26 protein-coding genes, 1 tRNA gene and 1 riboswitch are annotated in these 21,872 nt (G+C 71.5%); of the genes, 15 read left to right on the plus strand and 12 right to left on the minus strand.

Features of this window, described 5'->3' with window-relative positions:
- Positions 1 to 11 precede the first annotated feature (11 nt).
- Both ACEPPI_RS03450 and ACEPPI_RS03455 read right to left on the minus strand, forming a co-directional pair.
- Complete coding sequence (locus tag ACEPPI_RS03450) at positions 12 to 353, minus strand: DUF488 domain-containing protein (protein ID WP_373913759.1); 342 nt, start codon at positions 351 to 353, stop codon at positions 12 to 14.
- Positions 350 to 769 carry a hypothetical protein gene (locus tag ACEPPI_RS03455; protein ID WP_373913760.1) on the minus strand — a complete coding sequence of 140 codons (420 nt, stop codon included), beginning with the start codon at positions 767 to 769 and terminating at the stop codon, positions 350 to 352. Before ACEPPI_RS03455 ends, ACEPPI_RS03450 begins: the two co-directional genes overlap by 4 nt.
- 195 nt (positions 770 to 964) lie before the next feature.
- On the opposite strand from ACEPPI_RS03455, the gene ACEPPI_RS03460 reads away from it, so the two are divergent.
- A complete protein-coding gene (locus ACEPPI_RS03460; RefSeq protein WP_373913761.1) occupies positions 965 to 1,717 on the plus strand; it encodes an MBL fold metallo-hydrolase in 753 nt (250 codons plus the stop codon).
- An 80-nt stretch (positions 1,718 to 1,797) separates the two neighbouring features.
- Here the strand turns inward: ACEPPI_RS03460 and ACEPPI_RS03465 are convergent, their stop codons facing one another.
- Together ACEPPI_RS03465 and ACEPPI_RS03470 are read right to left on the minus strand one after the other, a co-directional pair.
- Entirely contained in the window at positions 1,798 to 3,045 is a 1,248-nt protein-coding gene (locus ACEPPI_RS03465) for a PTS transporter subunit EIIC (RefSeq protein WP_373913762.1), read from the minus strand.
- 276 nt (positions 3,046 to 3,321) lie between these two features.
- The gene (locus ACEPPI_RS03470) at positions 3,322 to 4,623 is read right to left on the minus strand and encodes a PTS transporter subunit EIIC (RefSeq protein WP_373913763.1); all 1,302 of its coding nucleotides are present in this window, start codon (positions 4,621 to 4,623) and stop codon (positions 3,322 to 3,324) included.
- A 215-nt stretch (positions 4,624 to 4,838) separates the two neighbouring features.
- On the opposite strand from ACEPPI_RS03470, the gene ACEPPI_RS03475 reads away from it, so the two are divergent.
- From ACEPPI_RS03475 to rdgB, 4 genes are all read left to right on the plus strand, one after another.
- The gene (locus ACEPPI_RS03475) at positions 4,839 to 5,072 is read left to right on the plus strand and encodes a glucose PTS transporter subunit EIIB (protein ID WP_373913764.1); all 234 of its coding nucleotides are present in this window, start codon (positions 4,839 to 4,841) and stop codon (positions 5,070 to 5,072) included.
- Positions 5,073 to 5,166: 94 nt separating this feature from the next.
- A complete protein-coding gene (gene rph, locus ACEPPI_RS03480; protein ID WP_373913765.1) occupies positions 5,167 to 5,901 on the plus strand; it encodes a ribonuclease PH in 735 nt (244 codons plus the stop codon).
- Positions 5,902 to 5,995: 94 nt separating this feature from the next.
- Positions 5,996 to 6,382, plus strand: coding sequence for a hypothetical protein (locus ACEPPI_RS03485; RefSeq protein ID WP_373913766.1), 387 nt, complete (start codon positions 5,996 to 5,998; stop codon positions 6,380 to 6,382).
- 138 nt (positions 6,383 to 6,520) lie between these two features.
- Positions 6,521 to 7,153 carry an RdgB/HAM1 family non-canonical purine NTP pyrophosphatase gene (gene rdgB, locus ACEPPI_RS03490; protein WP_373913767.1) on the plus strand — a complete coding sequence of 211 codons (633 nt, stop codon included), beginning with the start codon at positions 6,521 to 6,523 and terminating at the stop codon, positions 7,151 to 7,153.
- Between the two features lie 60 nt (positions 7,154 to 7,213).
- Here rdgB and ACEPPI_RS03495 read toward each other — a convergent pair.
- From ACEPPI_RS03495 to bcp, 4 genes are all read right to left on the minus strand, one after another.
- Positions 7,214 to 7,288, minus strand: a tRNA-Leu gene (locus tag ACEPPI_RS03495).
- A gap of 12 nt (positions 7,289 to 7,300) precedes the next feature.
- Positions 7,301 to 8,155: an HNH endonuclease signature motif containing protein gene (locus ACEPPI_RS03500; RefSeq protein WP_373913768.1), complete on the minus strand. Its 855-nt coding sequence runs from the start codon at positions 8,153 to 8,155 to the stop codon at positions 7,301 to 7,303.
- Entirely contained in the window at positions 8,152 to 8,778 is a 627-nt protein-coding gene (locus tag ACEPPI_RS03505) for an HNH endonuclease (protein ID WP_373913769.1), read from the minus strand. Before ACEPPI_RS03505 ends, ACEPPI_RS03500 begins: the two co-directional genes overlap by 4 nt.
- 130 nt (positions 8,779 to 8,908) lie before the next feature.
- Positions 8,909 to 9,376 carry a thioredoxin-dependent thiol peroxidase gene (gene bcp, locus ACEPPI_RS03510; RefSeq protein WP_030239052.1) on the minus strand — a complete coding sequence of 156 codons (468 nt, stop codon included), beginning with the start codon at positions 9,374 to 9,376 and terminating at the stop codon, positions 8,909 to 8,911.
- 117 nt (positions 9,377 to 9,493) lie between these two features.
- Between bcp and ACEPPI_RS03515 the strand changes: the two genes are divergently transcribed.
- The 3 genes from ACEPPI_RS03515 to ACEPPI_RS03525 all read left to right on the plus strand — a co-directional run bounded on the left by ACEPPI_RS03515 (position 9,494) and on the right by ACEPPI_RS03525 (position 10,683).
- Positions 9,494 to 9,811, plus strand: coding sequence for a DUF3618 domain-containing protein (locus ACEPPI_RS03515; protein ID WP_373913770.1), 318 nt, complete (start codon positions 9,494 to 9,496; stop codon positions 9,809 to 9,811).
- A gap of 46 nt (positions 9,812 to 9,857) precedes the next feature.
- The gene (locus tag ACEPPI_RS03520; RefSeq protein WP_030239046.1) at positions 9,858 to 10,199 is read left to right on the plus strand and encodes a co-chaperone GroES; all 342 of its coding nucleotides are present in this window, start codon (positions 9,858 to 9,860) and stop codon (positions 10,197 to 10,199) included.
- A gap of 56 nt (positions 10,200 to 10,255) precedes the next feature.
- Positions 10,256 to 10,330: riboswitch (guanidine-III (ykkC-III) riboswitch) on the plus strand.
- 32 nt (positions 10,331 to 10,362) lie between these two features.
- Positions 10,363 to 10,683, plus strand: coding sequence for a multidrug efflux SMR transporter (locus ACEPPI_RS03525; protein ID WP_356217635.1), 321 nt, complete (start codon positions 10,363 to 10,365; stop codon positions 10,681 to 10,683).
- Between the two features lie 6 nt (positions 10,684 to 10,689).
- Here the strand turns inward: ACEPPI_RS03525 and ACEPPI_RS03530 are convergent, their stop codons facing one another.
- The gene (locus tag ACEPPI_RS03530) at positions 10,690 to 13,179 is read right to left on the minus strand and encodes a transglycosylase domain-containing protein (protein ID WP_373913771.1); all 2,490 of its coding nucleotides are present in this window, start codon (positions 13,177 to 13,179) and stop codon (positions 10,690 to 10,692) included.
- A 299-nt stretch (positions 13,180 to 13,478) separates the two neighbouring features.
- Between ACEPPI_RS03530 and ACEPPI_RS03535 the strand changes: the two genes are divergently transcribed.
- The 5 genes from ACEPPI_RS03535 (at position 13,479) to ACEPPI_RS03555 (ending at position 18,500) form a co-directional block, all read left to right on the plus strand.
- Positions 13,479 to 14,264, plus strand: coding sequence for an ABC transporter permease (locus tag ACEPPI_RS03535; protein ID WP_373913839.1), 786 nt, complete (start codon positions 13,479 to 13,481; stop codon positions 14,262 to 14,264).
- An 88-nt stretch (positions 14,265 to 14,352) separates the two neighbouring features.
- Positions 14,353 to 15,213: an ABC transporter permease gene (locus tag ACEPPI_RS03540; protein WP_373913840.1), complete on the plus strand. Its 861-nt coding sequence runs from the start codon at positions 14,353 to 14,355 to the stop codon at positions 15,211 to 15,213.
- A gap of 2 nt (positions 15,214 to 15,215) precedes the next feature.
- A complete protein-coding gene (locus tag ACEPPI_RS03545; protein ID WP_373913772.1) occupies positions 15,216 to 16,175 on the plus strand; it encodes an ATP-binding cassette domain-containing protein in 960 nt (319 codons plus the stop codon).
- Positions 16,176 to 16,247: 72 nt separating this feature from the next.
- The gene (locus ACEPPI_RS03550; protein ID WP_373913773.1) at positions 16,248 to 17,018 is read left to right on the plus strand and encodes a DUF1707 domain-containing protein; all 771 of its coding nucleotides are present in this window, start codon (positions 16,248 to 16,250) and stop codon (positions 17,016 to 17,018) included.
- A gap of 111 nt (positions 17,019 to 17,129) precedes the next feature.
- Entirely contained in the window at positions 17,130 to 18,500 is a 1,371-nt protein-coding gene (locus tag ACEPPI_RS03555; protein ID WP_373913774.1) for a DUF445 domain-containing protein, read from the plus strand.
- A 273-nt stretch (positions 18,501 to 18,773) separates the two neighbouring features.
- Here ACEPPI_RS03555 and ACEPPI_RS03560 read toward each other — a convergent pair whose 3' ends face one another.
- Together ACEPPI_RS03560 and ACEPPI_RS03565 are read right to left on the minus strand one after the other, a co-directional pair.
- The gene (locus ACEPPI_RS03560) at positions 18,774 to 19,073 is read right to left on the minus strand and encodes a hypothetical protein (RefSeq protein WP_266839246.1); all 300 of its coding nucleotides are present in this window, start codon (positions 19,071 to 19,073) and stop codon (positions 18,774 to 18,776) included.
- A 68-nt stretch (positions 19,074 to 19,141) separates the two neighbouring features.
- On the minus strand, positions 19,142 to 19,318 hold the full coding sequence (locus ACEPPI_RS03565) for a hypothetical protein (protein ID WP_373913775.1): 177 nt from the start codon (positions 19,316 to 19,318) through the stop codon (positions 19,142 to 19,144).
- 182 nt (positions 19,319 to 19,500) lie between these two features.
- Here ACEPPI_RS03565 and ACEPPI_RS03570 point away from each other — a divergent pair, with 182 nt between their 5' ends.
- Together ACEPPI_RS03570 and ACEPPI_RS03575 are read left to right on the plus strand one after the other, a co-directional pair.
- Positions 19,501 to 20,043 carry a GNAT family N-acetyltransferase gene (locus tag ACEPPI_RS03570; protein ID WP_373913776.1) on the plus strand — a complete coding sequence of 181 codons (543 nt, stop codon included), beginning with the start codon at positions 19,501 to 19,503 and terminating at the stop codon, positions 20,041 to 20,043.
- Positions 20,044 to 20,072: 29 nt separating this feature from the next.
- Positions 20,073 to 21,083 carry a hypothetical protein gene (locus ACEPPI_RS03575; RefSeq protein WP_373913777.1) on the plus strand — a complete coding sequence of 337 codons (1,011 nt, stop codon included), beginning with the start codon at positions 20,073 to 20,075 and terminating at the stop codon, positions 21,081 to 21,083.
- Positions 21,084 to 21,210: 127 nt separating this feature from the next.
- Here ACEPPI_RS03575 and ACEPPI_RS03580 read toward each other — a convergent pair whose 3' ends face one another.
- Positions 21,211 to 21,843: a DUF6368 family protein gene (locus tag ACEPPI_RS03580; RefSeq protein WP_373913778.1), complete on the minus strand. Its 633-nt coding sequence runs from the start codon at positions 21,841 to 21,843 to the stop codon at positions 21,211 to 21,213.
- Between the last annotated feature and the right edge of the window lie 29 nt (positions 21,844 to 21,872).

Below are 21,872 nucleotides of genomic sequence, written 5' to 3' on the forward strand. Positions count from 1 at the left end.
CGCTACGGCCGTCACCCCGCGAGGTGCTCCGCCAGGATCGCCGCGTGGCCGGCCCCCGGGTCCTTGACCGCGGTCAGCAGCGTCAGGGGCCCCGCCAGGCTCCGCAGCCGCTCCAGCTCCGCCGCCGCCTCCGGCTCCGCCAGCTCCGCCTCGTAGCGCCGCCGGAACTCCGCGGCGCCGCCACCCCCGTGGAACCACTTGCGCAGCTCCGTCGACGGAGCCAGCGCCCGCGGCCACTCGTCCACCGCGGCCGCCGCCTTCGACAGCCCCCGCGGCCACAGCCGGTCCACCAGCACCCGCACCCCGTCCGCCCCCGGCTCGGGGGGATCGTAGACGCGCCGCAGCCGGATCACCCCGCTCCGCCGCCCAGCCCCTTGGCCTCGTCCCACACCACCGGGTCCACCGTCCCCGTCCGCGTCCCGAACTCCCACAGCGACACCTCCTCCGGCCGGTCCGCCTCCAGGAAGGAGACCCGCCCCTGGGAGCCCACGACCCCGGGCGGCAGCGGGATCACCCCGGGGCGCCGGTCGTCGTACTTCCCGGTGATCCACGCGACCCGCGCCCGTTCCCCGTGCCGGGGCACCGACAGCACCAGGCACGGCCGGCCGTCGGCCAGACACCACAGCTCACCGGCCCGTACGGAGGGCGGCGGCCCCGGCCCGTGGGGGCCGCCGGGGGCCCGGCGGACCGGCCGCGCCCGCCGTGGGATCAGCACCACCACCGCCACGGCGACCGCCGCCAGCACGGCGGGCCACCAGGACGTGTCCATATTCCGACCGTAGCCGCGCCCCGGGGCCCCGGCGCGGCAACACCCGTCCCCCCTGTCGCTCCCCTGGGTGACAGCGCAGGTGATTCCCCCCACAACGGCCTGCCGCGGAGGAGCGACCGGAGGTTTCGCGCCTTACGCTCGACCCACGCACGGCCCGCATTCCGTCCACGGACCGTCCACGGAGGTTCACGCTCCATGAAGCTCACCGTCGTCGGCTGTTCGGGGTCCTTCCCGTCCGCGGATTCGGCATGTTCGAGCTATCTCGTCGAGGCCGACGGTTTCCGGCTGCTCCTCGACATGGGCAACGGCTCCCTCGGCGCGCTCCAGCGCCACTGCGGTCTCTACGACCTCGACGCGATCTTCCTGAGCCACCTGCACGCCGATCACTGCATCGACATGTGCGCGTACTTCGTCGCCCGCTACTACCGGCACGAAGGCGGCCGCTGCGGAGCCCTCCCCGTCTACGGGCCCGAGGGCACCGAGCAGCGGCTGACCACGGCCTACGAGGACGTCCCCGACGAGCGCTCGATGAGCGAGGTCTTCGACTTCCGCACCCTGAAGTCCGGCGGCTTCGAGATCGGCCCGTTCACGGTGCGCACCGAGCGGGTCAGCCACCCGGTGGAGTCGTACGGCATCCGGGTGGAGCACGGCGGCCGCTCGCTGGTGTACTCCGGGGACACGGGTGCCTGCCCGGAGCTGGCGGCGCTGGCCGACGGCGCCGATCTGTTCCTGTGCGAGGCCTCCTTCACGGACGGCAAAGAGGACGTCCCCGACCTGCACCTCAACGGGCGCGAGGCCGGCGAGTACGCGCGCGGCGGCGGCGTGGGGCGGCTCGTGCTGACGCACATCCGGCCGTGGACGGACGCCGAGCGGAACCTGGCCGACGCGCGGGCGGTCTACGACGGCCCCGTGGAGCTCGCGCGGCCGGGCGCCGTCTACGAGGTCTGACGCGCGGCGCGCGGAACGCGGGAGCCCCCGCCCTCCCTTCCGGGAGAGCGGGGGCTCCTGTGCGCAGTGGGGCGTGCGGCCTACTTGGCCTCGGCCTTGAGCAGCTCGGCGAGCTCCTCGTCGGACTCGCGGCCCGGCGTCGGGAGGTTCCACTTGGTGATCGCGAAGCGGAAGACCACGTAGTAGACGGCTCCGAAGGCCAGGCCGATCGGGATGATCATCCACGGGTTGGTGGCGAGCTTCCAGTTCAGCAGGTAGTCGATCAGGCCGGCCGAGAAGCCGAAGCCGTCGTGGACGCCCAGGCCCCAGGTGACGGCCATGGAGATACCGGTCAGGACGGCGTGGACCGCGTACAGCAGCGGCGCGAGGAAGAGGAAGGTGAACTCGATCGGCTCGGTGACACCGGTGACGAAGGAGGTCAGGGCCAGCGAGATCATCATGCCCATCACGACCTTGCGGCGCTCGGGGCGGGCGCAGTGCGCGATGGCGATGGCGGCGGCCGGCAGGCCGAACATCATGATCGGGAAGAAGCCGGACATGAACTGGCCGGCGGTCGGGTCGCCCGCGAAGAAGCGCGGGATCTCGCCGGTGACGATGCTGCCGTCGGCCTTGGTGAAGGAGCCGACCTGCTGCTGGAAGAAGGTGTTGAGGAACTGGTGCATGCCGACCGGGATCAGACCGCGGTTGAACACGCCGTAGATGCCGGCGCCGACGGAGCCGAGACCGATCAGCCACTCGCTGAAGCTGCCGAGCGCGTCACCGATCGGGCCCCAGGCCAGGCCGAAGAAGACACCGAAGAGGGTGCCGACGAAGGCCATGATGATCGGGACCAGGCGGCGGCCGTTGAAGAAGCCGAGCCAGTCGACCAGACGGGTCTTGTGGTAGCGCTGCCAGATCATCGCGCTGACGAGACCGATGATGATGCCGCCGAGCACGCCCGGGTCCTGCGGCTTGCCCTTGGGCAGCAGCTCGGTGACGCTTCCGTCCATGGGGAACGCGGTCAGCACGTTCTTGTAGACGAGGAAGCCGACGAGGGCGGCGAGGGCGGTGGAGCCGTCGGCCTTCTTGGCGTAGCCGATCGCCACACCGACGCAGAACAGCAGCGCCAGGTTGGAGAAGACGGCGTCACCGGCGGAGGCGAACACCGTGGCGACCTTGCCCCAGTGGAGCCCGTCCTTGCCGAACACGTCGTCCTGGCCGAGACGCAGCAGGATCGCCGCGGCCGGCAGGACGGCAACGGGCAGCTGCAGGGCCTTGCCGACCTTCTGCATGCCCTGCAGCAGCGCGGCACCCGGCTTCTTGGCCGGTGCGGCGGTAGCCGTAGTCATCAACTTCCTCCATTGGGCAAGGCGTCGCCAGGGGACCGGAAGAAAGGGGGACGGCGACGTCTCAGAGAGAGTGACCACGGCTGCTCGGCAGGCGCATGGTCTACACCATTCGGTGGTGTAGACCAGTTGTAGCACGGTGGGGGTTAGATAAGGAACCTTCGATTTCCTGTGCTCTCGACCACGTGACGAAGGTCCCCCGGATCGAAGGATCCAAGGGACCTGGGGGGACGAGACATAAGGCCCGGAAGCCGCTTCCCCTGCGTATTGTGCCGGGTTCTACGCCTTGGTGTTCTCCGCCTGCATCGCGGCGATCTCCTCGTCCGACTCCCGGCCCGGGGTCGGGACGTCGAACTTCGTGATCACGAAGCGGAAGACGACGTAGTAGACGACGGCGAACGCGAGGCCGATCGGGATGATCAGCAGCGGCTTCGTCGCCAGCCCGAAGTTGATGACGTAGTCGATCAGACCCGCCGAGAAGCTGAACCCGTCGTGCACCCCCAGCCCCCACGTCACCGCCATCGAGACGCCCGTCAGCAGCGCGTGGATCACGTACAGCACCGGTGCGACGAAGAGGAAGGAGTACTCCAGGGGCTCGGTGATCCCCGTGACGAACGAGGTCAGCGCCACCGACAGCATCAGACCGCCGACCTCCTTGCGCCGCTGCGGCTTCGCGCAGTGCGTGATCGCCAGCGCCGCCGCCGGGAGCGCGAACATCATGATCGGGAAGAAGCCGCTCAGGAACTGCCCCGCGTCCGGGTCGCCCGCCAGGAACATGTTGATGTCGCCGTGCACCGTCGTCCCGTCCGGCTTGGTGTAGCTGCCGAACTGGAACCACACCGGCACGTTCAGGAACTGGTGGAGGCCGATCACCAGCAGCGCGCGGTTGGCGACGCCGAAGATGCCGGCGCCCCAGGAGCCCAGCCCCACCAGCCAGTCCGAGAAGTTCTCCAGCGCGCTGCCGACCGGCGGCCACACCCACAGGCACAGCGCCGCGAAACCGATCGCCACGAACGACATGATGATCGGGACCAGCCGGCGGCCGTTGAAGAAGCCCAGCCAGTCGACCAGCCTCACCCGGTGGTAGCGCTGCCAGAACCAGGCCGCCAGCAGGCCCATGATGATGCCCCCGAACACCCCCGGGTTCTGGTACGTGAACTCCACGAACGTGTTGTCCGGCCCCACGCAGCCGCCGCCCACGGCCTTGCTGCCGCTCGGGCAGTCGTTGGGGAACGCGTGCAGCACGCCCCGGTAGACGAGGAAGCCCGCCACCGCGGCGAGAGCCGTCGAGCCGTCCGCCTTCTTGGCCATGCCGATCGCGACGCCGATGCAGAACAGGAGCGGCAGGCCGAGGTCCGCGTTCAGCAGCGCGCCGCCCGCGGCCACCATCACCTTGGACACGATCGTCCAGTTCAGGCCCTCGGAGCCGAACACGCCGGGTTGCCCGAGCCCGTTGAGGAGCCCGGCCGCCGGCAGGACCGCGATCGGCAGCTGCAGGCTCCGCCCCATCTTCTGCAGCCCCGGGTACAAGCCGCTCCACCACTGCTTCCTCGGCGCTTCCGCGGCGCTGCTCGCGCTCATCGCGTCCTCCCTGGCCCGGCCCGTTTTGGCAGTCGCAACACTTGCGGCACACTGGTGTAGACCAGTCGCGGGCAGGCTGCTGCTGATCGTCATCATTCGGCAGAAGTCCGGCTCGTGCTCGCGTGGATAGGCCAACCGTGAGCTAACGTGACGAAGCGGACGATGTTGGTCACGGCCGCCGAGACTCGTTCTTCGTAACACCCAGGGAGAAACGCATGGCCACCAAGGCTGAGAAGATCGTCGCCGGGCTCGGCGGTATCGAGAACATCGAAGAGGTCGAGGGCTGCATCACCCGCCTGCGCACCGAGGTCGTCAACCCCGACCTCGTCGACGAAGTCGCGCTGAAGGCCGCCGGCGCCCACGGCGTCGTCAAGATGGGCACCGCCGTCCAGGTCGTCATCGGCACCGACGCCGACCCGATCGCCGGCGAGATCGAAGACATGATGTGAGCTGAGCCCCCGGCTCGACACGGCTCCGCGAGGACCCCGTACCGCACGGCGGACGGGGTCCTCGCGTACGCGCGCACCGACTAGGCTCACAGGCATGTCTCGCATCGACGGCCGCACGCCCGAACAGCTCCGCCCGGTCACCATCGAACGCGGATGGAGCAAGCACGCCGAGGGCTCCGTCCTCATCTCCTTCGGAGACACCAAGGTCTTCTGCACCGCCTCCTTCACCGAAGGCGTCCCGCGCTGGCGCAAGGGCAGCGGCGAGGGCTGGGTCACCTCCGAGTACTCGATGCTGCCCCGCTCCACCAACACCCGCGGCGACCGCGAATCCGTCCGCGGCAAGATCGGCGGCCGCACCCACGAGATCTCCCGCCTCATCGGACGCTCGCTGCGCGCCGTGATCGACTACAAGGCCCTCGGCGAGAACACCATCGTCCTGGACTGCGACGTCCTGCAGGCCGACGGCGGCACCCGCACCGCCGCCATCACCGGCGCCTACGTCGCCCTCGCCGACGCCATCGCCTGGGGCCAGAAGAAGAAGCTGATCAAGGCCGGCCGCAAGCCGCTCACCGGCACCGTCGCCGCCGTCAGCGTCGGCATCGTCGACGGCGTCCCGCTCCTCGACCTCTGCTACGAAGAGGACGTGCGCGCCGAGACCGACATGAACGTCGTCTGCACCGGCGACGGCCGCTTCGTCGAGGTCCAGGGCACCGCCGAGGGCGAGCCCTTCGACCGCAAGGAGCTCAACGCCCTCCTCGACCTCGCCGCCGGCGGCTGCTCCGACCTGGAGGCCCTCCAGCTCGGCGCCCTGGAGCTCCAGCTCCCGTAGAACCGCCGGACGCGGGCACGCGTCTACGCCGGTACGGGCGCACGGTGTCGAAGCCGTGCGCCCGTCCACGCATCCGAGCCCCGGGGGGACCCGAATGAAGCCGAAGCACCGCCTCGCCGCCGTCGCACTGACCGCCGTACTGGCCGTTCCGGCCCTGTCCTCCTGCGACGCCATCTCCACCGCCATGGACTGCGCCAACACGGCGGTGGCCATAGCCAACAGCGTGGACCAGCTCCAGCAGGCCGTCTCCCAGGCCGGGAACAGCGTCCAGGACACCCAGAACGCGCTCACCCAGATCGAGACGAACCTCAAGCAGATCAAGGACTCGACGGGCAACGCCGACCTCTCCAAGGCCGTCGACTCCATGACCACCGCCGTCAAGAACGTGCGCACCTCCGTGGAGAGCGGCAACACCGCCCCCGACGTCCGGCCCGTCGCGGACGCCGCCAAGGAGATCTCCAAGGTCTGCACCCCGGGCTGAGCCGGGCGGGCACGGGGCTGAGCCGGGCTGAGCCGGGCGGACCCCGGGCCGGGCCGGCCGGGCGGGAGCCGGGCGCGGCGATCGGCGCCGGGGGCGGTCGCCGGAAACGGCCGGGCGGCCGCCGGAAATAATGGGGGCATGACTTCCACGCCCACGTCTCCCCAGCCGCCCCGCCGCCTGGTCCTGGCCACCCGCAACCCCGGCAAGGTCACCGAGCTCCACGCGATCCTGTCCGAGGCCGGCCTCCCCTTCGAGCTGGTCGGGGCCGACGCGTACCCGGAGATCCCGGACGTGAAGGAAACCGGCGTCACCTTCGCCGAGAACGCCCTCCTCAAGGCCCACGCCCTGGCCCGCGCCACCGGCCTGCCGGCCGTCGCCGACGACTCCGGGCTCTGCGTGGACGTCCTGAACGGCGCCCCCGGCATCTTCTCCGCCCGCTGGGCCGGCACCCACGGCGACGACAAGGCCAACCTCGACCTCCTCCTCGCCCAGCTCGGCGACATCGCCGACGAGCACCGCGCGGCCCACTTCCTCTGCGCGGCCGCCCTGGCCCTGCCGGACGGCACCGAACGCGTCGTCGAGGGCCGCCTCCTGGGCACCCTGCGCCACACCCCGGCGGGCGACGGCGGCTTCGGCTACGACCCGGTCCTCCAGCCCCTGGGCGAGTCCCGCACCTGCGCGGAACTGACGGCGGCCGAGAAGAACGCCATCTCCCACCGCGGCCAGGCCTTCCGCGCCCTGATCCCGGTGGTCCGCGAACTCCTGGGCTGAGCGCCGCTGGAAACCTCGAAGGCCCCGTACGCGGATACCGCGTACGGGGCCTTCGAAATGTGGGCCCGGTGGGACTCGAACCCACGACACACCGGACCTAAACCGGCGCCCTCTTGCCAGCTGGGGTACGGGCCCATCGCGGCTACTTTACTGTGCCTGCCGACGGGTCGTACGGCGAGATCGTCTGCCGAACGTTCTCGTCTGGCTGTGGCACGAAGGGCAGAGGTAGCGGAGGTTCTCGCGCCGGTTGTCCAGCCGGTCCCCGTTGACGTGGTCGATCTCCAGAACGAGCCGCCGGCCGCGCCACCTGTTGCCGAGACCGCATGCGTCACACACGTTCGGCACGCCGAGGTCGTCGAGGGCCCGGCGGAGCACGGCGGTCTTCTCCCGTCCCGAACCGGCTTCGAGGCGGCGCAGGACGTCTCCGGCCTGCCTGCGCGTCGGGGAGGGGCGTCCGGAGGCATGGCGCTGCCCCGTGAAGTGGTCGGTCGACAGCCCGTATTCCTTGATGCTCCGCATGGCCCTCGTCCGTGCCGCGCCGCTGGAGGCGTCGTCCCCGAGCGCTCGGATCACTGCGGCCATGCTCCGGGACCCGGTGACGGCGCGGGTGATCTCTTCGCGCGAGAAGAACAGTTCTCCTCGGGATGACCGGGGGGTGAAGTGGGACGTGTCGATCCCGAAGCGATCGAGTTTCTTCCGGACGTGGCCGTACACACCGCTGTAGGGCACGACGCCGATGTGGGCGAGCATCTCGGCGACGGTGTGCGAACGGGCGGCCGCTTCTGCCAGCCGCTCCCGCGTGTAGGACTGCGGGATTCGGGCGGGAAGCGGATCGTCGGCGAAGTGCGACGTGTCGATGCCGTAGTGGGCCAGCCGGTTGCGCAGGTAGGTGCGGGGGCCGCTTTCGAGGGGGATGCCGAGGCGCCGCATGAGATCGACGAGGCTGGTGGCGTCCGGTGCGCTCGCGGCGAGCAGCTCACGTGTGTACCGAGGGCCGCTCATGAGGTTCGCCGCCGCTTCCGTCCCCGGTACGTGTCCGTCACGGCATGGCAATTCGGGCACAGGAGTCGCAGGTTGTCCGGCCGGTTGTCCCACCAGTCACCGTTGACGTGATCCACTTCGTGGCTGAGGGGTCTGCCGTTCCACTCCACCCCGACACCGCATTCGGCGCACTCCTGCGGCCTGCCGCTTTCGATGAGGGCCCGACGCAGTCGCTTTCCTGGGATCCGGCCGTCCGCGGGCGTCCTGACCGTGAGTACGGGGCCCGGGGCCCCCTGCGGGCGTCGCTGCCGCGCGGTCCGGAAGTGTGAGGTGTCGATGTCCAGGTCGGCTATGCGTCGGCCGATGTGTGCCTGGTTGCCTCCGACTTGGCTGATGCCGAGCCGGGCGACCACTTCCCTGACGGACGTCGAGGTCTCGACCAGTTCCCGCAGCCGTTCGTCCGTATGGCGCACCCATCGCGTGGGGAAGTGTGAGAAGTCGACGCCGACCTCGACCATCTTCGCGCGTATGTAGCGCCTTGAGCCCGGTGTCGGGGTGCCGCCGCACCACCGGACCGCGTCGTCGAAGTTCTTCGTCGAGCGGGCAGCCTCTTCGAGGAGTTTCGGCGTGTACCGCACTGCCACCGTCGGTCTCCGTTCCGGCTGCACGTTCGCAGCTCGTACGGGTCAACGAATCGGCGCAGGGGTGGTTACGTCCGATAAGCGGAACAGTCCGCACCGGTTGGGTGCGGACCGTTCTGCGGTGCGGGAGGGATCAGATGCCCAGGTCCTTGATGATCTTGGCTACGTGGCCCGTCGCCTTGACGTTGTAGAAGGCGTGCTCGACCTTGCCCTCCTCGTCGACGACCACCGTGGAGCGGATGACCCCGGTCACCGTCTTGCCGTACAGCTTCTTCTCGCCGAAGGCGCCGTACGCCGTCAGGGTCTCCTTCTCCGGGTCGCCGACCAGGGTGACCTTCAGGTGCTCCTGCTCGCGGAACTTCGCGAGCTTCTCCGGCTTGTCCGGGGAGACGCCGATCACGTCGTAGCCGGCGGCGGCCAGGAGGGAGAGGTTGTCGGTGAAGTCGCAGGCCTGCTTGGTGCAGCCCGGGGTCAGGGCCGCCGGGTAGAAGTACACGATCACTTTGCGCCCCTTGTGGGCGGCCAGCGAGACCTCGTTGCCGTCCGCGTCGGGCAGGGTGAAGGCGGGGGCGGTGTCGCCCGGCTGGAGTCGCTCGCTCATCGGTGGGTCTTCTCCTCGGGAGGGGAACGGTACGCCACGAGACTAAGCTGACAGACTGTCCACGGCGGAGTACGCCCCAGACGACCACGAGCACGACACGACGACGGAGGCAGCGCGGTGCCGGAAGCCAGGACCCCCGCACAGATCGAGGCGGACATCGTCCGCCGCCGCGAGCAGCTCGCCGAGATGCTCGACGAGATCGGCGTGCGCGTGCACCCGAAGACGATCATCGGGGACGCGAAGGCCAAGGCGGTCGGGGCCGTGGACCACACGGCCGGGCGCGCCTTCGCCGCCGTCAACCGGCTGGTCACGGACGTGAAGGACAGCCTGCGCGACGAGGACGGCTCACCGCGGGTGGACCGGATCGTGCCCGTGGCGCTCTTCGCAGCCGGTGTCGTCGGGCTGATCGTCGCCACGGCGCGGCGCAAGCGGTGAGCACCCTCCGGCGTGCGGGGCGTGCGGCGGCAGGTAGGTTCGGGGCGTGAGCGAGAACACCACCCACGACAAACTGCCCATCCGCATGCTCCACGACCGCGTGCTCGTGAAGTCCGACCTGCCCGAGGGCGAGCGGCGCTCGGGCGGCGGCATCCTGATCCCGGCGACGGCCGCGGTGGGCAAGCGGCTCGCCTGGGCCGAGGTGGTCGCGGTCGGGCAGAACGTACGCAGCGTGGAGCCGGGTGACCGGGTCCTGTACGACCCCGAGGACCGGGCCGAGGTCGAGGTGCGCGGGGCGACGTACGTGCTGATGCGCGAGCGGGACCTGCACGCCGTGGCGGCGGAGCGGCTGGAGGGGTCCAAGGACTCCACCGGGCTCTACCTCTGAGCCGCTGATCCACTCCTGAAGGGCCGGTGACCGGGGTCACCGGCCCTTTTCGGTCCCATTTGTTACGGTGGTGGGGAATTCCCCCGACGAGACGCGCCGTACCGGGTTGAAGGACGCAAAGACGACGCACCCCTTTCCGTTCTCGTCCCGGAGGTGCCTCGTCATGGCATGGGTTCTGCTGATCGTCGCCGGTCTCATCGAAGTCGGCTGGTCGATCGGGATGAAGTTCACCGAGGGCTTCACCCGGCTCTGGCCGTCCGTGTTCACCGGTGCCGGCATCGTCGCCAGCATGCTGCTGCTGTCCATCGCGGCCAAGACCCTGCCCATCGGCACGGCGTACGGCGTCTGGGTCGGCATCGGCGCCGCGGGTGCGGCCGTGCTCGGGATGGCGGTGCTGGGGGAGCCGGTCACCGCCGCCCGGATCTTCTTCATCTGCCTGCTGCTGGTCGCCGTGGTGGGGCTGAAGGCCACCTCCGGGCACTGACCCGGGTCACTCCAGGAGATCGGCCGAGGGGCGTCGGCGGAATGCCGCTCCGCCCGTGGCGTCGCCCCCGGTCGTCTCGCCTCCGGTGGTCTGGCCTCTCTGGGTCTGGCCGCCGGTGGTCTGGCCGCCGGTGGTCTGGCCCCCTTGGTCCTGGCCGCCGGTGGTCTGGCCTCCGGTGGTCTGGCCTCCCTGGGTCTGGCCCCCCTGGGTCTGGCCCCCCTGGTTCTGGCCGCCTTGCGTCTGCCCGCCCTGGTCCTGGCCTCCCTGGGTCTGCCCGCCCTGGTTCTGGCCGCCTTGCGCCTGCCCGCCCTGGTCCCGGCCGCCCTGCGTCTCGCCGTCCGTCGGCGGGCTCGGCTCGGTCGGCGGCCGGCTGCCCTGGGGCTGCTGCGGGGCGGTCGGTGCGACGGGCGGCGGGGGCTGGGCCGCGCCCGGCTGGAGGTCCAGGTCGAAGTCCACCGGGTCCGTGGCCTCCAGGGCCTTCTTCGTGTAGGCCGCCCAGATCCGGGCCGGGTAGCCGCCGCCCCCGATGCGGGCCTCGCCCAGGGCCCCGTAGAGGGACTGCAGGGTGCCCGTGTCCGGGTCCTGGCCCATCATCGAGACGACCGTGACCAGGTCCGGGGTGTACGCCGCGAACCACGCCGAGCGGTCCTGCTCGGCCGTGCCCGTCTTTCCGGCGGCCGGATGGCCGGCCGCGAGGGCGGCCGTGCCCGTGCCGTTGTCCACGACGCTGACCAGCATCGAGGTGGTCGTGTCGGCGGCCTCCCGGCTGATGGCCTGGGTCGGGGTGCGGTCGGGGAGGTGGATGTTCTCGCCGCCCTTGGTGATCTTCTCCAGGAAGGTGTACGGGGTGCGGCGCCCGTGGTCGGAGAGGGTCGCGTACGCCTGCGTCATGTCCAGCACGCTGGCCTGCATGGTGCCCAGCGCGATGGCCGGGCCGGCGTCGAAGTTCGGGGTGTTCTCCGGGATGCCCAGGGCGATGGCGGTCGACTTGACCTTGGCCCCGCCCACGTCGACGGCCATCTGCGCGTACACGGTGTTGACGGAGAGGTCGGTGGCGGTGTTGACGGTGATCGGGCCGTACGACACCTGCCCCTCGTTCTCGGGCGCGAAGCGGATCCGGCCGCCGACCACGGGGCGCTTGTTGTCGCCGTTGTAGAGGGTGTTCGGGGTGATGCGGCGGCCGTCCTGGGTGCGGGATTCGTTCTCGACGGCGGAGGCGAAGACGAACGGCTTGAAGGTGGAGGCCACCTGGTAGTCGTGCCGGGTCGCGTTGTTGACGTACTGCTTCGTGTAGTCGATGCCGCCGTAGAGGGCGACGACCTTGCCGGTGGCCGGGTCGATGGAGGCCCCGCCCGCGCGCACCAGGCGGTCCGCGGGCCGGGCCGCCGGGTCGAGCTTGTCGACCATCTGCTTCTGGACGGCGTCGACGAACTCGCCCTGGCGCCGCTTGTCGATGGTGGTGGTGATCCGGTAGCCGCCCTCGGCGAGGGTCTTGTCGTCGAGGATCCCGTGCTCGGTGATGTAGTCCCTGACGGCCTCCACGAGGTAGCCGCGCTGTCCGGACAGCCCGGCGGCCGGGCGGACCTTCCCGGGCTCGGGGAAGCGGACGGCGGCGCGCTCGGCGGGGGACATCCACTTCTTCTTGACCATGCCGTCGAGGACGTAGTTCCAGCGGGCGACGGCGCGGTCGCGGCTCTGGGGGTGCGAGACGACGTCGAAGGCGCTGGGGGAGTTGAGGAGGGTGGCGAGGTAGGCGCCCTCGGCGGCGGTCAGTTTGGTGACGTCCTTGCCGTAGTAGGCCTGGGCGGCGGCCTGGATGCCGTAGGCGTTGCGGCCGAAGTAGCTGGTGTTCAGGTATCCCTCAAGGATGTAGTCCTTGGACTTCTCACGACCGAGTTTGATCGCGATGAAGAACTCCTTGGCCTTGCGCTTCAACGTCTGTTCCTGGCCCAGGTAGTAGTTCTTCACGTACTGCTGGGTGATGGTCGATCCGGACTGGGTGCCCTTGCCGGTCGCGGTGTTCCAGGCGGCGCGCAGCATCGCCTTGGGGTCCACGGCCCGTTCGGAGTAGAAGTCGCGGTCCTCCGCGGCGAGTACGGCCTCCTGGACGCTCCGGGGGACCTGCGAGAGCGGGACGTTGACGCGGTTGACCTCGCCGTCCCGGGCGATCTGGGAGCCGTCGGCGTAGAGGTAGACGTTGGACTGCGCGGTGGCGGCCGCGTTGGCGGGCGGGATGTCGACCAGCAGGTAGCCGGCCACGAGGGCGCCGCCGACGAGCAGGGCGAGCAGCAGGAGGCCGCCCAGGAGCATGCGCCAGGTGGGCAGGGCGCGGCGCCATCCGGTGCGCCGGCGGCCGCCGTTCGCGGCGGGAGCCGGTTGCCGGCCCGTCGGTGGCGGGGTGCCGGTCGTGCCGTCCCGGGTGCCGTCGCCGGGGGGTTCCCGCGGGGTGTCCGGGTCGCGAGGGGACCAGCCCGGGGGTGGTGACTGGTCGCTCATCGCCGGGACTCCTCGTGACCGTGCGAAACATCCACTTCCGTACCTCATGGTGTGTCTACCCGATGGCCGTTGATTCCGCTCCGGACGGGCATAAAACGGTCGCGTGGCTCGCCCCTCCGCACTAAGCTCGCGCGCTTTGGCCGACGTAGGAACGACGTGGGAAACGGAGGGATACGGTGCGTCAGAGAGCGGGTCGCGGCGCGGCCCGGCGCGAGGGCGTCAGGGAGGGCCCCGGAGGGGGCTCGGACAGGGGCTGCGGCGGTGGTCGCGGAGGGCACAGGCCGCGGCTCTACGCGGCCGTGGCGGCGGGCGGGTTCCGGCGTTACGCCACCTACGGCACGGCCACGGCCGCCGGGGTCTTCACCAACACCGTCTTCGGCTTCATCGTCGCGTACACGTACATCGCGCTGTGGGACGAGCGTCCCGGCCTCGGCGGGTACGACCAGGCGCAGGCGCTCACCTTCGTCTGGGTCAGCCAGGCCATGCTGGCGGCGGCCTCGTTGCTCGGCGGCGGTTTCCAGGAAGAGGTGCAGGAACGGATCCGTACGGGTGACATCGCCGTCGACCTCTACCGTCCGGCGGACCTCCAGCTGTGGTGGCTGGCGGCCGACCTCGGGCGGGCCGCCTTCCAGTTGCTGGGGCGGGGGGTGTTGCCCCTGCTGGCGGGCGCGCTCGCCTTCCGGCTGGCGCTGCCGGCCGATCCGGCGCGCTGGCTGCTGTTCGCGGTGTCCGTCGCCCTCGCCCTCACCGTCAGCTTCGCGGTGCGCTACCTGCTGGGGCTGGCCGCCTTCTGGCTGATGGACGGCGCCGGGATCAACATGATGGCCTCCGTCGTGACGATCTTCTTCTCGGGGATGCTGCTGCCGCTGACGGTGTTCCCGGGCGGCTTCGGCGAGTTGGTGCGGCTGCTGCCGTGGTCCGCGATGCTCCAGGTCCCGCTGGACGTGCTGCTGGGTACGCACGCGGGGTCGGGCGGCGCGGCGCGGGCGCTGGGGTTCCAGGCCGGGTGGGCGCTCGTACTGCTGGGCGCGGGGCGGCTGGTGCAGTCGGCGGCGACGCGGAAGGTGGTGATCCAGGGTGGCTGACGTCGCGGGGGTGCCGGGGGAGGTGGCCGAGGTCGAGGTCGAGGTCGGTGTCGCGGGGGGCGTGCGGGACGTGCGCGATGCCCAGGACGTGCGGGACGTGCGCGATGCCCGGGGCGTGCGGGACGTGGTGTCGTGGCGCGGACGGGCCCGCGAGGGGCTGCGCGGCTACCGGCTCATCGTGGCGATGTGGATCCGGTCGACGATGACGTACCGGGCGTCCTTCCTCCTCGCCACCTTCGGGAACGCGGTGATCTCCCTGCTCGACTTCGTCGCGATCGCCGTGATGTTCTCCCACATCGAGGCCCTCGGCGGTTTCACGCTGCCCGAGATCGCCCTGCTCTACGGGACCTGCTCGGTCTCCCTCGGCCTCGCCGACCTCTTCCTCGGCAACACCGACCGGATCGGGCTCCGGATCCGGGACGGCTCCCTCGACACCATGCTGGTGCGTCCCGTCCCGGTCCTCGCGCAGGTCGCGGCCGACCGCTTCGCGCTGCGCCGGCTGGGGCGGATCACGCAGGGGCTGGCGGTGATGACCTGGGGGATCTCCGCGCTGGAGGTGGACTGGACGGCCGGGAAGGTGCTGCTGGTCCCGGTGATGGTGGTGGCCGGGGCGGGGATCTTCGCGGCGGTGCTGGTGGCCGGCGCGGCGTTCCAGTTCATCGCGGGGGACGCGGCGGAGGTGCAGAACTCCTTCACCTACGGGGGCTGCACCATGCTCCAGTACCCGCCGACGGTGTTCGGGCGGGACCTGCTGCGCGGGGTGACCTTCGTCGTGCCGCTCGCCTTCGTCAACTGGCTGCCCGCGCTGTACGTGCTGGGGCGGCCCGTTCCGCTGGGGCTGCCGCAGTGGACCGCGTTCCTGAGTCCGCTGGTGGCCTTCCTGTTGTTCCTGCCCGCGTCGCTGGCGTGGCGCGCGGGTGTCCGTTCGTACCGAAGCACGGGGAGCTAGTCGTGGCGGATCCGCTGATCTCGTTGGACGGGATCGAGAAGGTTTTCGACGTACGCCGTCGGGTGGGGCTGATGCGGCGGGAGAAACGGCAGGTCAGGGCCGTCGACGGGATCAGCTTCGAGGTCGCCCGGGGTGAGATGGTCGGCTACATCGGGCCCAACGGCGCGGGGAAGTCCACCACCATCAAGATGCTGACGGGCATCCTCACCCCGAGCGGCGGCCGGCTGCGCGTCGCGGGCATCGACCCGGCGCGGGAGCGGATGCGGCTCGCGCACCGGATCGGGGTGGTGTTCGGGCAGCGGACCACGCTGTGGTGGGACCTGCCGCTGAAGGACTCGTACGGGCTGATGCGGCGGATGTACCGGATCCCGGAGGCGCGGTTCGCACGGAACATGGAGCGGTGCGTCGAGCAGCTGGACCTGGCTGCGTTGCTGGACGTGCCGGTGCGTCAACTGTCGCTCGGGCAGCGGATGCGCGGGGACATCGCGGCGGCGCTGCTGCACGATCCGGAGGTGCTGTACCTGGACGAGCCGACGATCGGGCTGGACGTGGTCAGCAAGGCGAAGGTACGGGGCTTCCTGCGGCAGCTGAACGAGGAGCTCGGGACCACGGTGCTGCTGACCACGCACGACCTCCAGGACATCGAGCAGCTGTGCGAGCGGGTGATGGTGATCGACCACGGGCGTCTGATGTACGACGGGGCGCTGGGCGGGCTGCACGCGATGGGGGAGGGCGAGCGGACGCTGGTGGTCGACCTGGAGCGGGAGCTCGCGCCGGTCGAGGTGCCGGGGGCGCGGGTGGTGAAGGTGGAGGGGGCCCGGCAGTGGCTGGCGTTCCCCGCGGGGGTGTCGGCGGCGCCGCTGGTGGCGGAGGTGGCGGGGCGGTACCCGCTGCTGGACCTGTCGGTGCGGGAGCCGGACATCGAGGACGTGATCGCGCGGATCTACGCGGGGCGGGGGTGATCGGCCGGTGCGGGGGGAGCCGGGGCCGGTGCGGCATTCAACTGGGCCGCGTCTCTGCATAGGGTGGCCCACATGAGTGACGAGCGGCCGGAGAAGCCATCGCTGGACAAGCCCTCGGCGGAGAAGGTGGCGCTGGACAAGCCTTCGTCGGAGAGGCCTTCACTGGAGAAGGCGGCGCCCGAGGCGGCGGTGCCCGCGATGAGGGCGTCCGACGCCGACCGCGAACGGGTGGTGGAGCGGCTGCGGGACGCCGTCGCCGAGGGCCGGCTCGACATGGAGGAGTTCGAGGAGCGGCTGGAGGCGGCGTACAAGTCCCGGACGTACGTGGAGCTCGAACCGCTGACCCGCGACCTGCCGCCCGTACCCGGCTCGGCGCTTCCCGGCGCCGTCCCCGCCCCCGCGACGGCTCCGGCGCCGGGTGCGACCGCCTGGCCGGGCCGGATCGGCGGCTCCGGGACCTCGTCCACGGCGGTCGCCGTCATGTCGGGGTTCCAGCGCAAGGGCCGCTGGGTCGTCCCGGCGCGCTTCAACGCGGTGGCCGTCTGGGGCGGCGGTGAGCTCGACCTGCGCGAGGCGGACTTCGCGGAGCCCGAGGTGGTCATCACCTGCGTGGCGATCATGGGCGGCATCCAGATCACGGTCCCGCCGGGCGTGCAGGTCGACGTACGGGGCATCGGCGTCATGGGGGCCTTCGACCACAGCGGCACCCAGACCGTGCCGCAGCCGGGCGCCCCGCGGGTGATCGTGAACGGCCTGGCCTTCTGGGGCGGGGTGGAGGTCCGCACCAAGGCGCCGAAGGGCTCGAAGCCGCTGGACGGCGGCAAGCCGCGCAAGGAGCTCTAGCCTTCGTACGTGCCGCACCCGCCGTCGTACGGCGCGCCGGGAACTCCCCGGGCCTCCCGGGAGTCGGATGCTATGCAGACAAAACCGGCCACCGGGGGAAGGCAGGAGCGCGTGGACATCGTGAAGAGCGGCGACGGCGGCGGTGACGGCGGCGCGGGTGACACCGCGGGCGGCGTCCGTACGGGGGCGCGCGCGGCGCCCCCGCCGGCCCGCGGCGCGTTCGTCTTCAACGCGGCGGACGAGGAGCGGCGGCACGGCGTACGCCGGATGAAGGCCACTGCGACGGGGCTGCTGGTCCTGGTCGCACTGGTGTACGTGCTGGCCAAGTACGCCCAGCACGCGTGGGGTGCGGGCGGCTGGGCCGGGTACGTCGCGGCCGCCGCCGAGGCCGGCATGGTCGGCGCCCTCGCCGACTGGTTCGCGGTCACGGCGCTGTTCCGGCGGCCCCTCGGCCTGCCGATCCCGCACACCGCGATCATCCCGACCAAGAAGGACCAGCTCGGTGTCTCCCTCGGGGAGTTCGTCGGGGAGAACTTCCTCTCCGCGGACGTGGTGCGCGCCCGGCTGCACTCGCTCGGGATCGGCGGCCGGCTCGGCGCCTGGCTGGCCGAGCCGGAGCACGCCGACCGGGTCACGGCCGAGCTCGCCACGGCGCTGCGCGGGGCCCTGACGGTGCTGCGGGACTCCGATGTGCAGGCCGTCGTGGGGGAGGCGATCACGCGGCGGGCCGAGAGCGCAGAGATCGCGCCGGGCCTCGGCAAGACCCTGGAACGGGTCGTCGCCGACGGCGGCCACCACCGGGCCGTCGACCTCGTCTGCGCGAAGGCCCACGACTGGCTCGTCACCCACGGGGACTCGGTGATGGACGCCGTCCAGGGCGGCGCCCCCGGCTGGACCCCGCGCTTCGTGGACCGCAAGATCGGCGACCGCGTGTACAAGGAGCTGCTGCGCTTCGTCACGGAGATGCGGGACATGCCGAACCACCCGGCGCGGGGGGCGGTGGACCGCTTCCTGACGGACTTCGCGGCCGACCTCCAGTCCGACACCGCGACGCGGGCGCGGGTGGAGCGGCTCAAGTCCGAGATCCTGGCGCGGGGCGAGGTGCAGGACGTGATCGCCTCCGCGTGGACGGCGATCCGGTCGATGATGATCTCGGCGGCGGAGGACGAGCGGAGCGAGCTGCGGCTGCGGGTGCGGTCGTCGCTGATGTCCCTGGGGGCGCGGCTGGCGACCGACGGCCGGCTCCAGGACAAGCTGGAGGGCTGGATCGAGGGGGCGGTGGTGTACGTGGTCACGACCTACCGCGCCGAGATCACCTCGCTGATCACCGACACGGTGGCGGGCTGGGACGCGGAGCACACCTCCCGCAAGATCGAGGCCCACATCGGCCGCGACCTCCAGTTCATCCGCATCAACGGCACGGTGGTCGGAGCCCTGGCGGGCCTCCTGATCTACACGATCTCCCGAGCCTTCGGCGCCTGACCCCTCCCGGGCCCCTCCGACCGCCACCGGCCCCGGGCGGCGGCCCGGCCCCGCCGTCCCCCGTGTCCACCGGCGGGGTCGGACCCACGCCTGCGACCCACCCTCCGGGCCTGCCGGCGTGGCCCGACTGCGCGGCCCACCCTCCGGGCCTGCCGGCGTGGCCCGACTGCGCGGCCCACCCTCCGGGCCTGCGCGGCCTGCACACCTGGCCTGCCCGGCCTGCCGGTCGCCGCCCGCGCCATGAGGCCGGCCGCAGGCGACCCGTACGCGGGGTCAGCCGCGGTCGGCGACCGCCCAGGACGTCGCCGCGACGACCCCGGCCGCGCCGATGACCGCCGGCCAGGCGCCGACCTTCTTCGCCAGCGGGTGCGCCCCCGCGAAGCCGGCCAGGTAGAGCGCCCCCAGCCCGGCCGCCGCCGGGGTGCCGCCCCGACGGTGCCATTCCCGTCCGGCCACGAGCCCGGCCGCGCCGAGCACGACGCCGCCCAGGGGCCGCTTCTTGGTCCAGCGGGCGACGGCGTAGCCGCCGACCAGGCCGGCGGCCGCCACCACGGAACTCGGTACCCGCGCCATGTCGAACTCCCTCGTTCTTCTTGTCTGCTGATTCGATCATTCGATGATTCGATGGGTCGCCTACGAGGCTAACGCGGGCCCCTCGACGCCCGCCGGACACCCACCGCCCCGAGCAGGAGCACGGCCCCGCCGACCACGGCGTCCGGCACCGCCTCCCGCACCGTGCGCGGCAGCAGCGCCACGATCCCGAGGACGAGGAGGAACGCGAGCGCGCACCGGCCCGCCGCCCGCAGCAGTCTGTCCACGGGCTGCTCAACGCCCCACCCTCATCCGCGACACGGACGCCGCGCAGCCGATTTGTCGCACACTCGCCGTTTCTGCGCACCCACGGGAGCGGGAACTTCTTGGGCGTAGATTCGGTCTTCCAGGAGGAAACCCCCTCAACTCACCACCCCCACCCACCCCACTCCTCCCAGGAGCCAACAGCGTGATCTCTTACGGACGGGCCGTCCTCGACCTCGCGGACGAGCTGGTCGACGCCTACGCGGACGTCTTCTCCGCCCCACCCTGGAACGAAGGCGAAGAAACCATTCGCCAGTTCTCGACGCGCCTCCAGGCGGACGTCCGGCGCCCCGGTTTCCGTACGGCCTTCGCCCAGTCCGCTACCGGCATCGACGGCTTCGCCACCGCGTGGCTGACCGGCGTCTCCTTCCCCCGCACACGCGCCTACCCGCAGGTCGCCGCCCAGCTCGGCGCGGAACGGGTCCGGGAACTCCTCGTCGGCGCGCTGGAGATAGACGAACTCGCCGTACGCGCCTACGCGCGCGGCCACGGCACCGGCCGGGCCCTGCTCACCGAGATCACCGCGGACGCCCCGCAGCGCCGGGCCTGGCTGCTGACCTCACGGCTGGCCACGGACACGGTGGCCACCTACCGCCGCCTCGGCTGGCACGAGGTGTCCGCCCTGCCGGGCACCGAGAGCGGCGTGGTCGTCTTCCTGTCCCCCGATCACCCGGGCCGCGACAGGTAGAGCGCCGCCCGCACGGGCATACCGGGGCCATGATCACGCTCAGGGAACCCGTACCGGTGGCCCGTCGCCAGCTCGGCCTCGCCACCCGCCACCAGCTCACCACCACCGTCGGCATCCCCGGCACCACCCTCGCCTCCCGCACCCGCCCCGGCGGCCCCTGGCAACGCCTGCTGCCCCGGGTCTACCTCCTCCAGACCGGCCCGCCGGACCACAGCCAACGGGCCCTGGCCGCCGTCCTGTACGCCGCCGAGCCCGCCGCGGACCCGCTGTCCGGCGACACGGCCGCCCTCACTGGCGCCGCCGCCCTCGCCCTCCTCGGCATCCGCGACGCCCCGGACGTCCCCGCCGACATCGTGATCCGCGCCCCGCGCCGCCTCGCCGCGCTCCCGCAGGTCCGGCCCCGGCCCACCACCCGCTGGCCCCGCACCCTCACGGTGTCCGGCATCCCCAGCACCCGCCCGGTCAGGGCCGCCGCCGACTTCGCCGCCCGCGCAGCCCACCCCGACCGGATCCGCTCGGTACTGGCCCAGGTCGTCCAGGCCGGCTGGTGCCACCCGCACGACCTGCACGCCGAACTCCGCGCCGCCCGCCTCCTGGCCCGCCCCGAGATCCGCGCGACGGCGACGGAACTCCTCGCCGGGGTCCGCTCGGTCGCCGAGGCCCGCGCCCGCGACGTCCTCACCGGGACCGACCTCCCCACACCCCTGTGGAACGCCCGCCTCTACACCCCGGACGGCAACTTCCTGGCCACCCCGGACGCCTACTGGCCCGACGAGGGCGTGGCCCTGGAGATCGACTCGGCGGAGTACCAATACACCCGCGACGCCTGGCACGCCACGCTCCGGCGCCGGCTGCGCCTGGAGTCCCACGGAGTCCTGGTGGTCAGCGCGACCCCGTCGATGATCCGCGACACCCCCGCGGAAGTCATCGCGGCCCTCCGCACCCTCCTCACCCTCACCACCCCCCGCCGAACCCCACCCACAGCCCTGGCCCGCGGCCACCAACAGCTTTCGCTGTTCTCCCAACCCTCGGGTGGCTAGTGCGGCGACCGGATGCGATCAACGGGTTGGTGTGGAGCGGCCCCACGCTGGTTGGACGTGATGACCCACGTCCGATCGGTGTGGGGCGCCCATCCAGCCGCCGGCTCTTGGTGGGCGGATCGGGGGGCTACTTGAGCAGCCGGAAGGCGGGGTGCTCGACCCAGCCGCGCAGGAACTCCGCCGTTCCCAGAACCATCCCGTCGCCGTCCGTGATCCCCAGCACCCCCGGAAGGGACGCGACGACCGACGCTTGTCCGTCAAGCAGTTCGGCTTTGGCCACACCTCCGATGACATCCATGACCGCGGCGGTCAGCAGGGCCGTGGACATGTGGTCGATGGCGCGATTGCAGCCGGCGCTGACGTTGACGGCATGGGTCGGGCTGAAGCCGAGGACAGCCACCACCTCGGGCTCGTCGGCGTGCTCAGCTTCGAAGATGCCCTCGTCGCCGACGCCCGGGCCCATCAAGTAGACATAGAAGGGCCTACGCCAGTCCTCGCGCTGCGGATTGAATCCCACGAGAGCTGCGAGCCCCTCGTCCGCGGAGGCGCTACCGAGGAGCGGGAGCGGGAACGGCTTTCGCCAGTCCCCGTCTCGTCCATCCTCAACCCCCAGTCGTTCTGCGGGCACATTGACATCGAAGAAACCGGGCCGCTTCTCTTCGAAGTGGGAGGAGAGACCCACCAGCAGCGCCCGGAACTCCCCTACCGCAGCCGGAGGGAGCGGCTCCGCCAACTCGATCACCAACGTCGGACCAGACATGCTGGGAGCTTAGTTCGATCGGTTCCGCC

The sequence above is a fragment of the Streptomyces sp. AB3(2024) genome (genome assembly GCF_041862025.1).
In the GTDB taxonomy this organism is placed as follows: Bacteria; Actinomycetota; Actinomycetes; order Streptomycetales; family Streptomycetaceae; genus Streptomyces.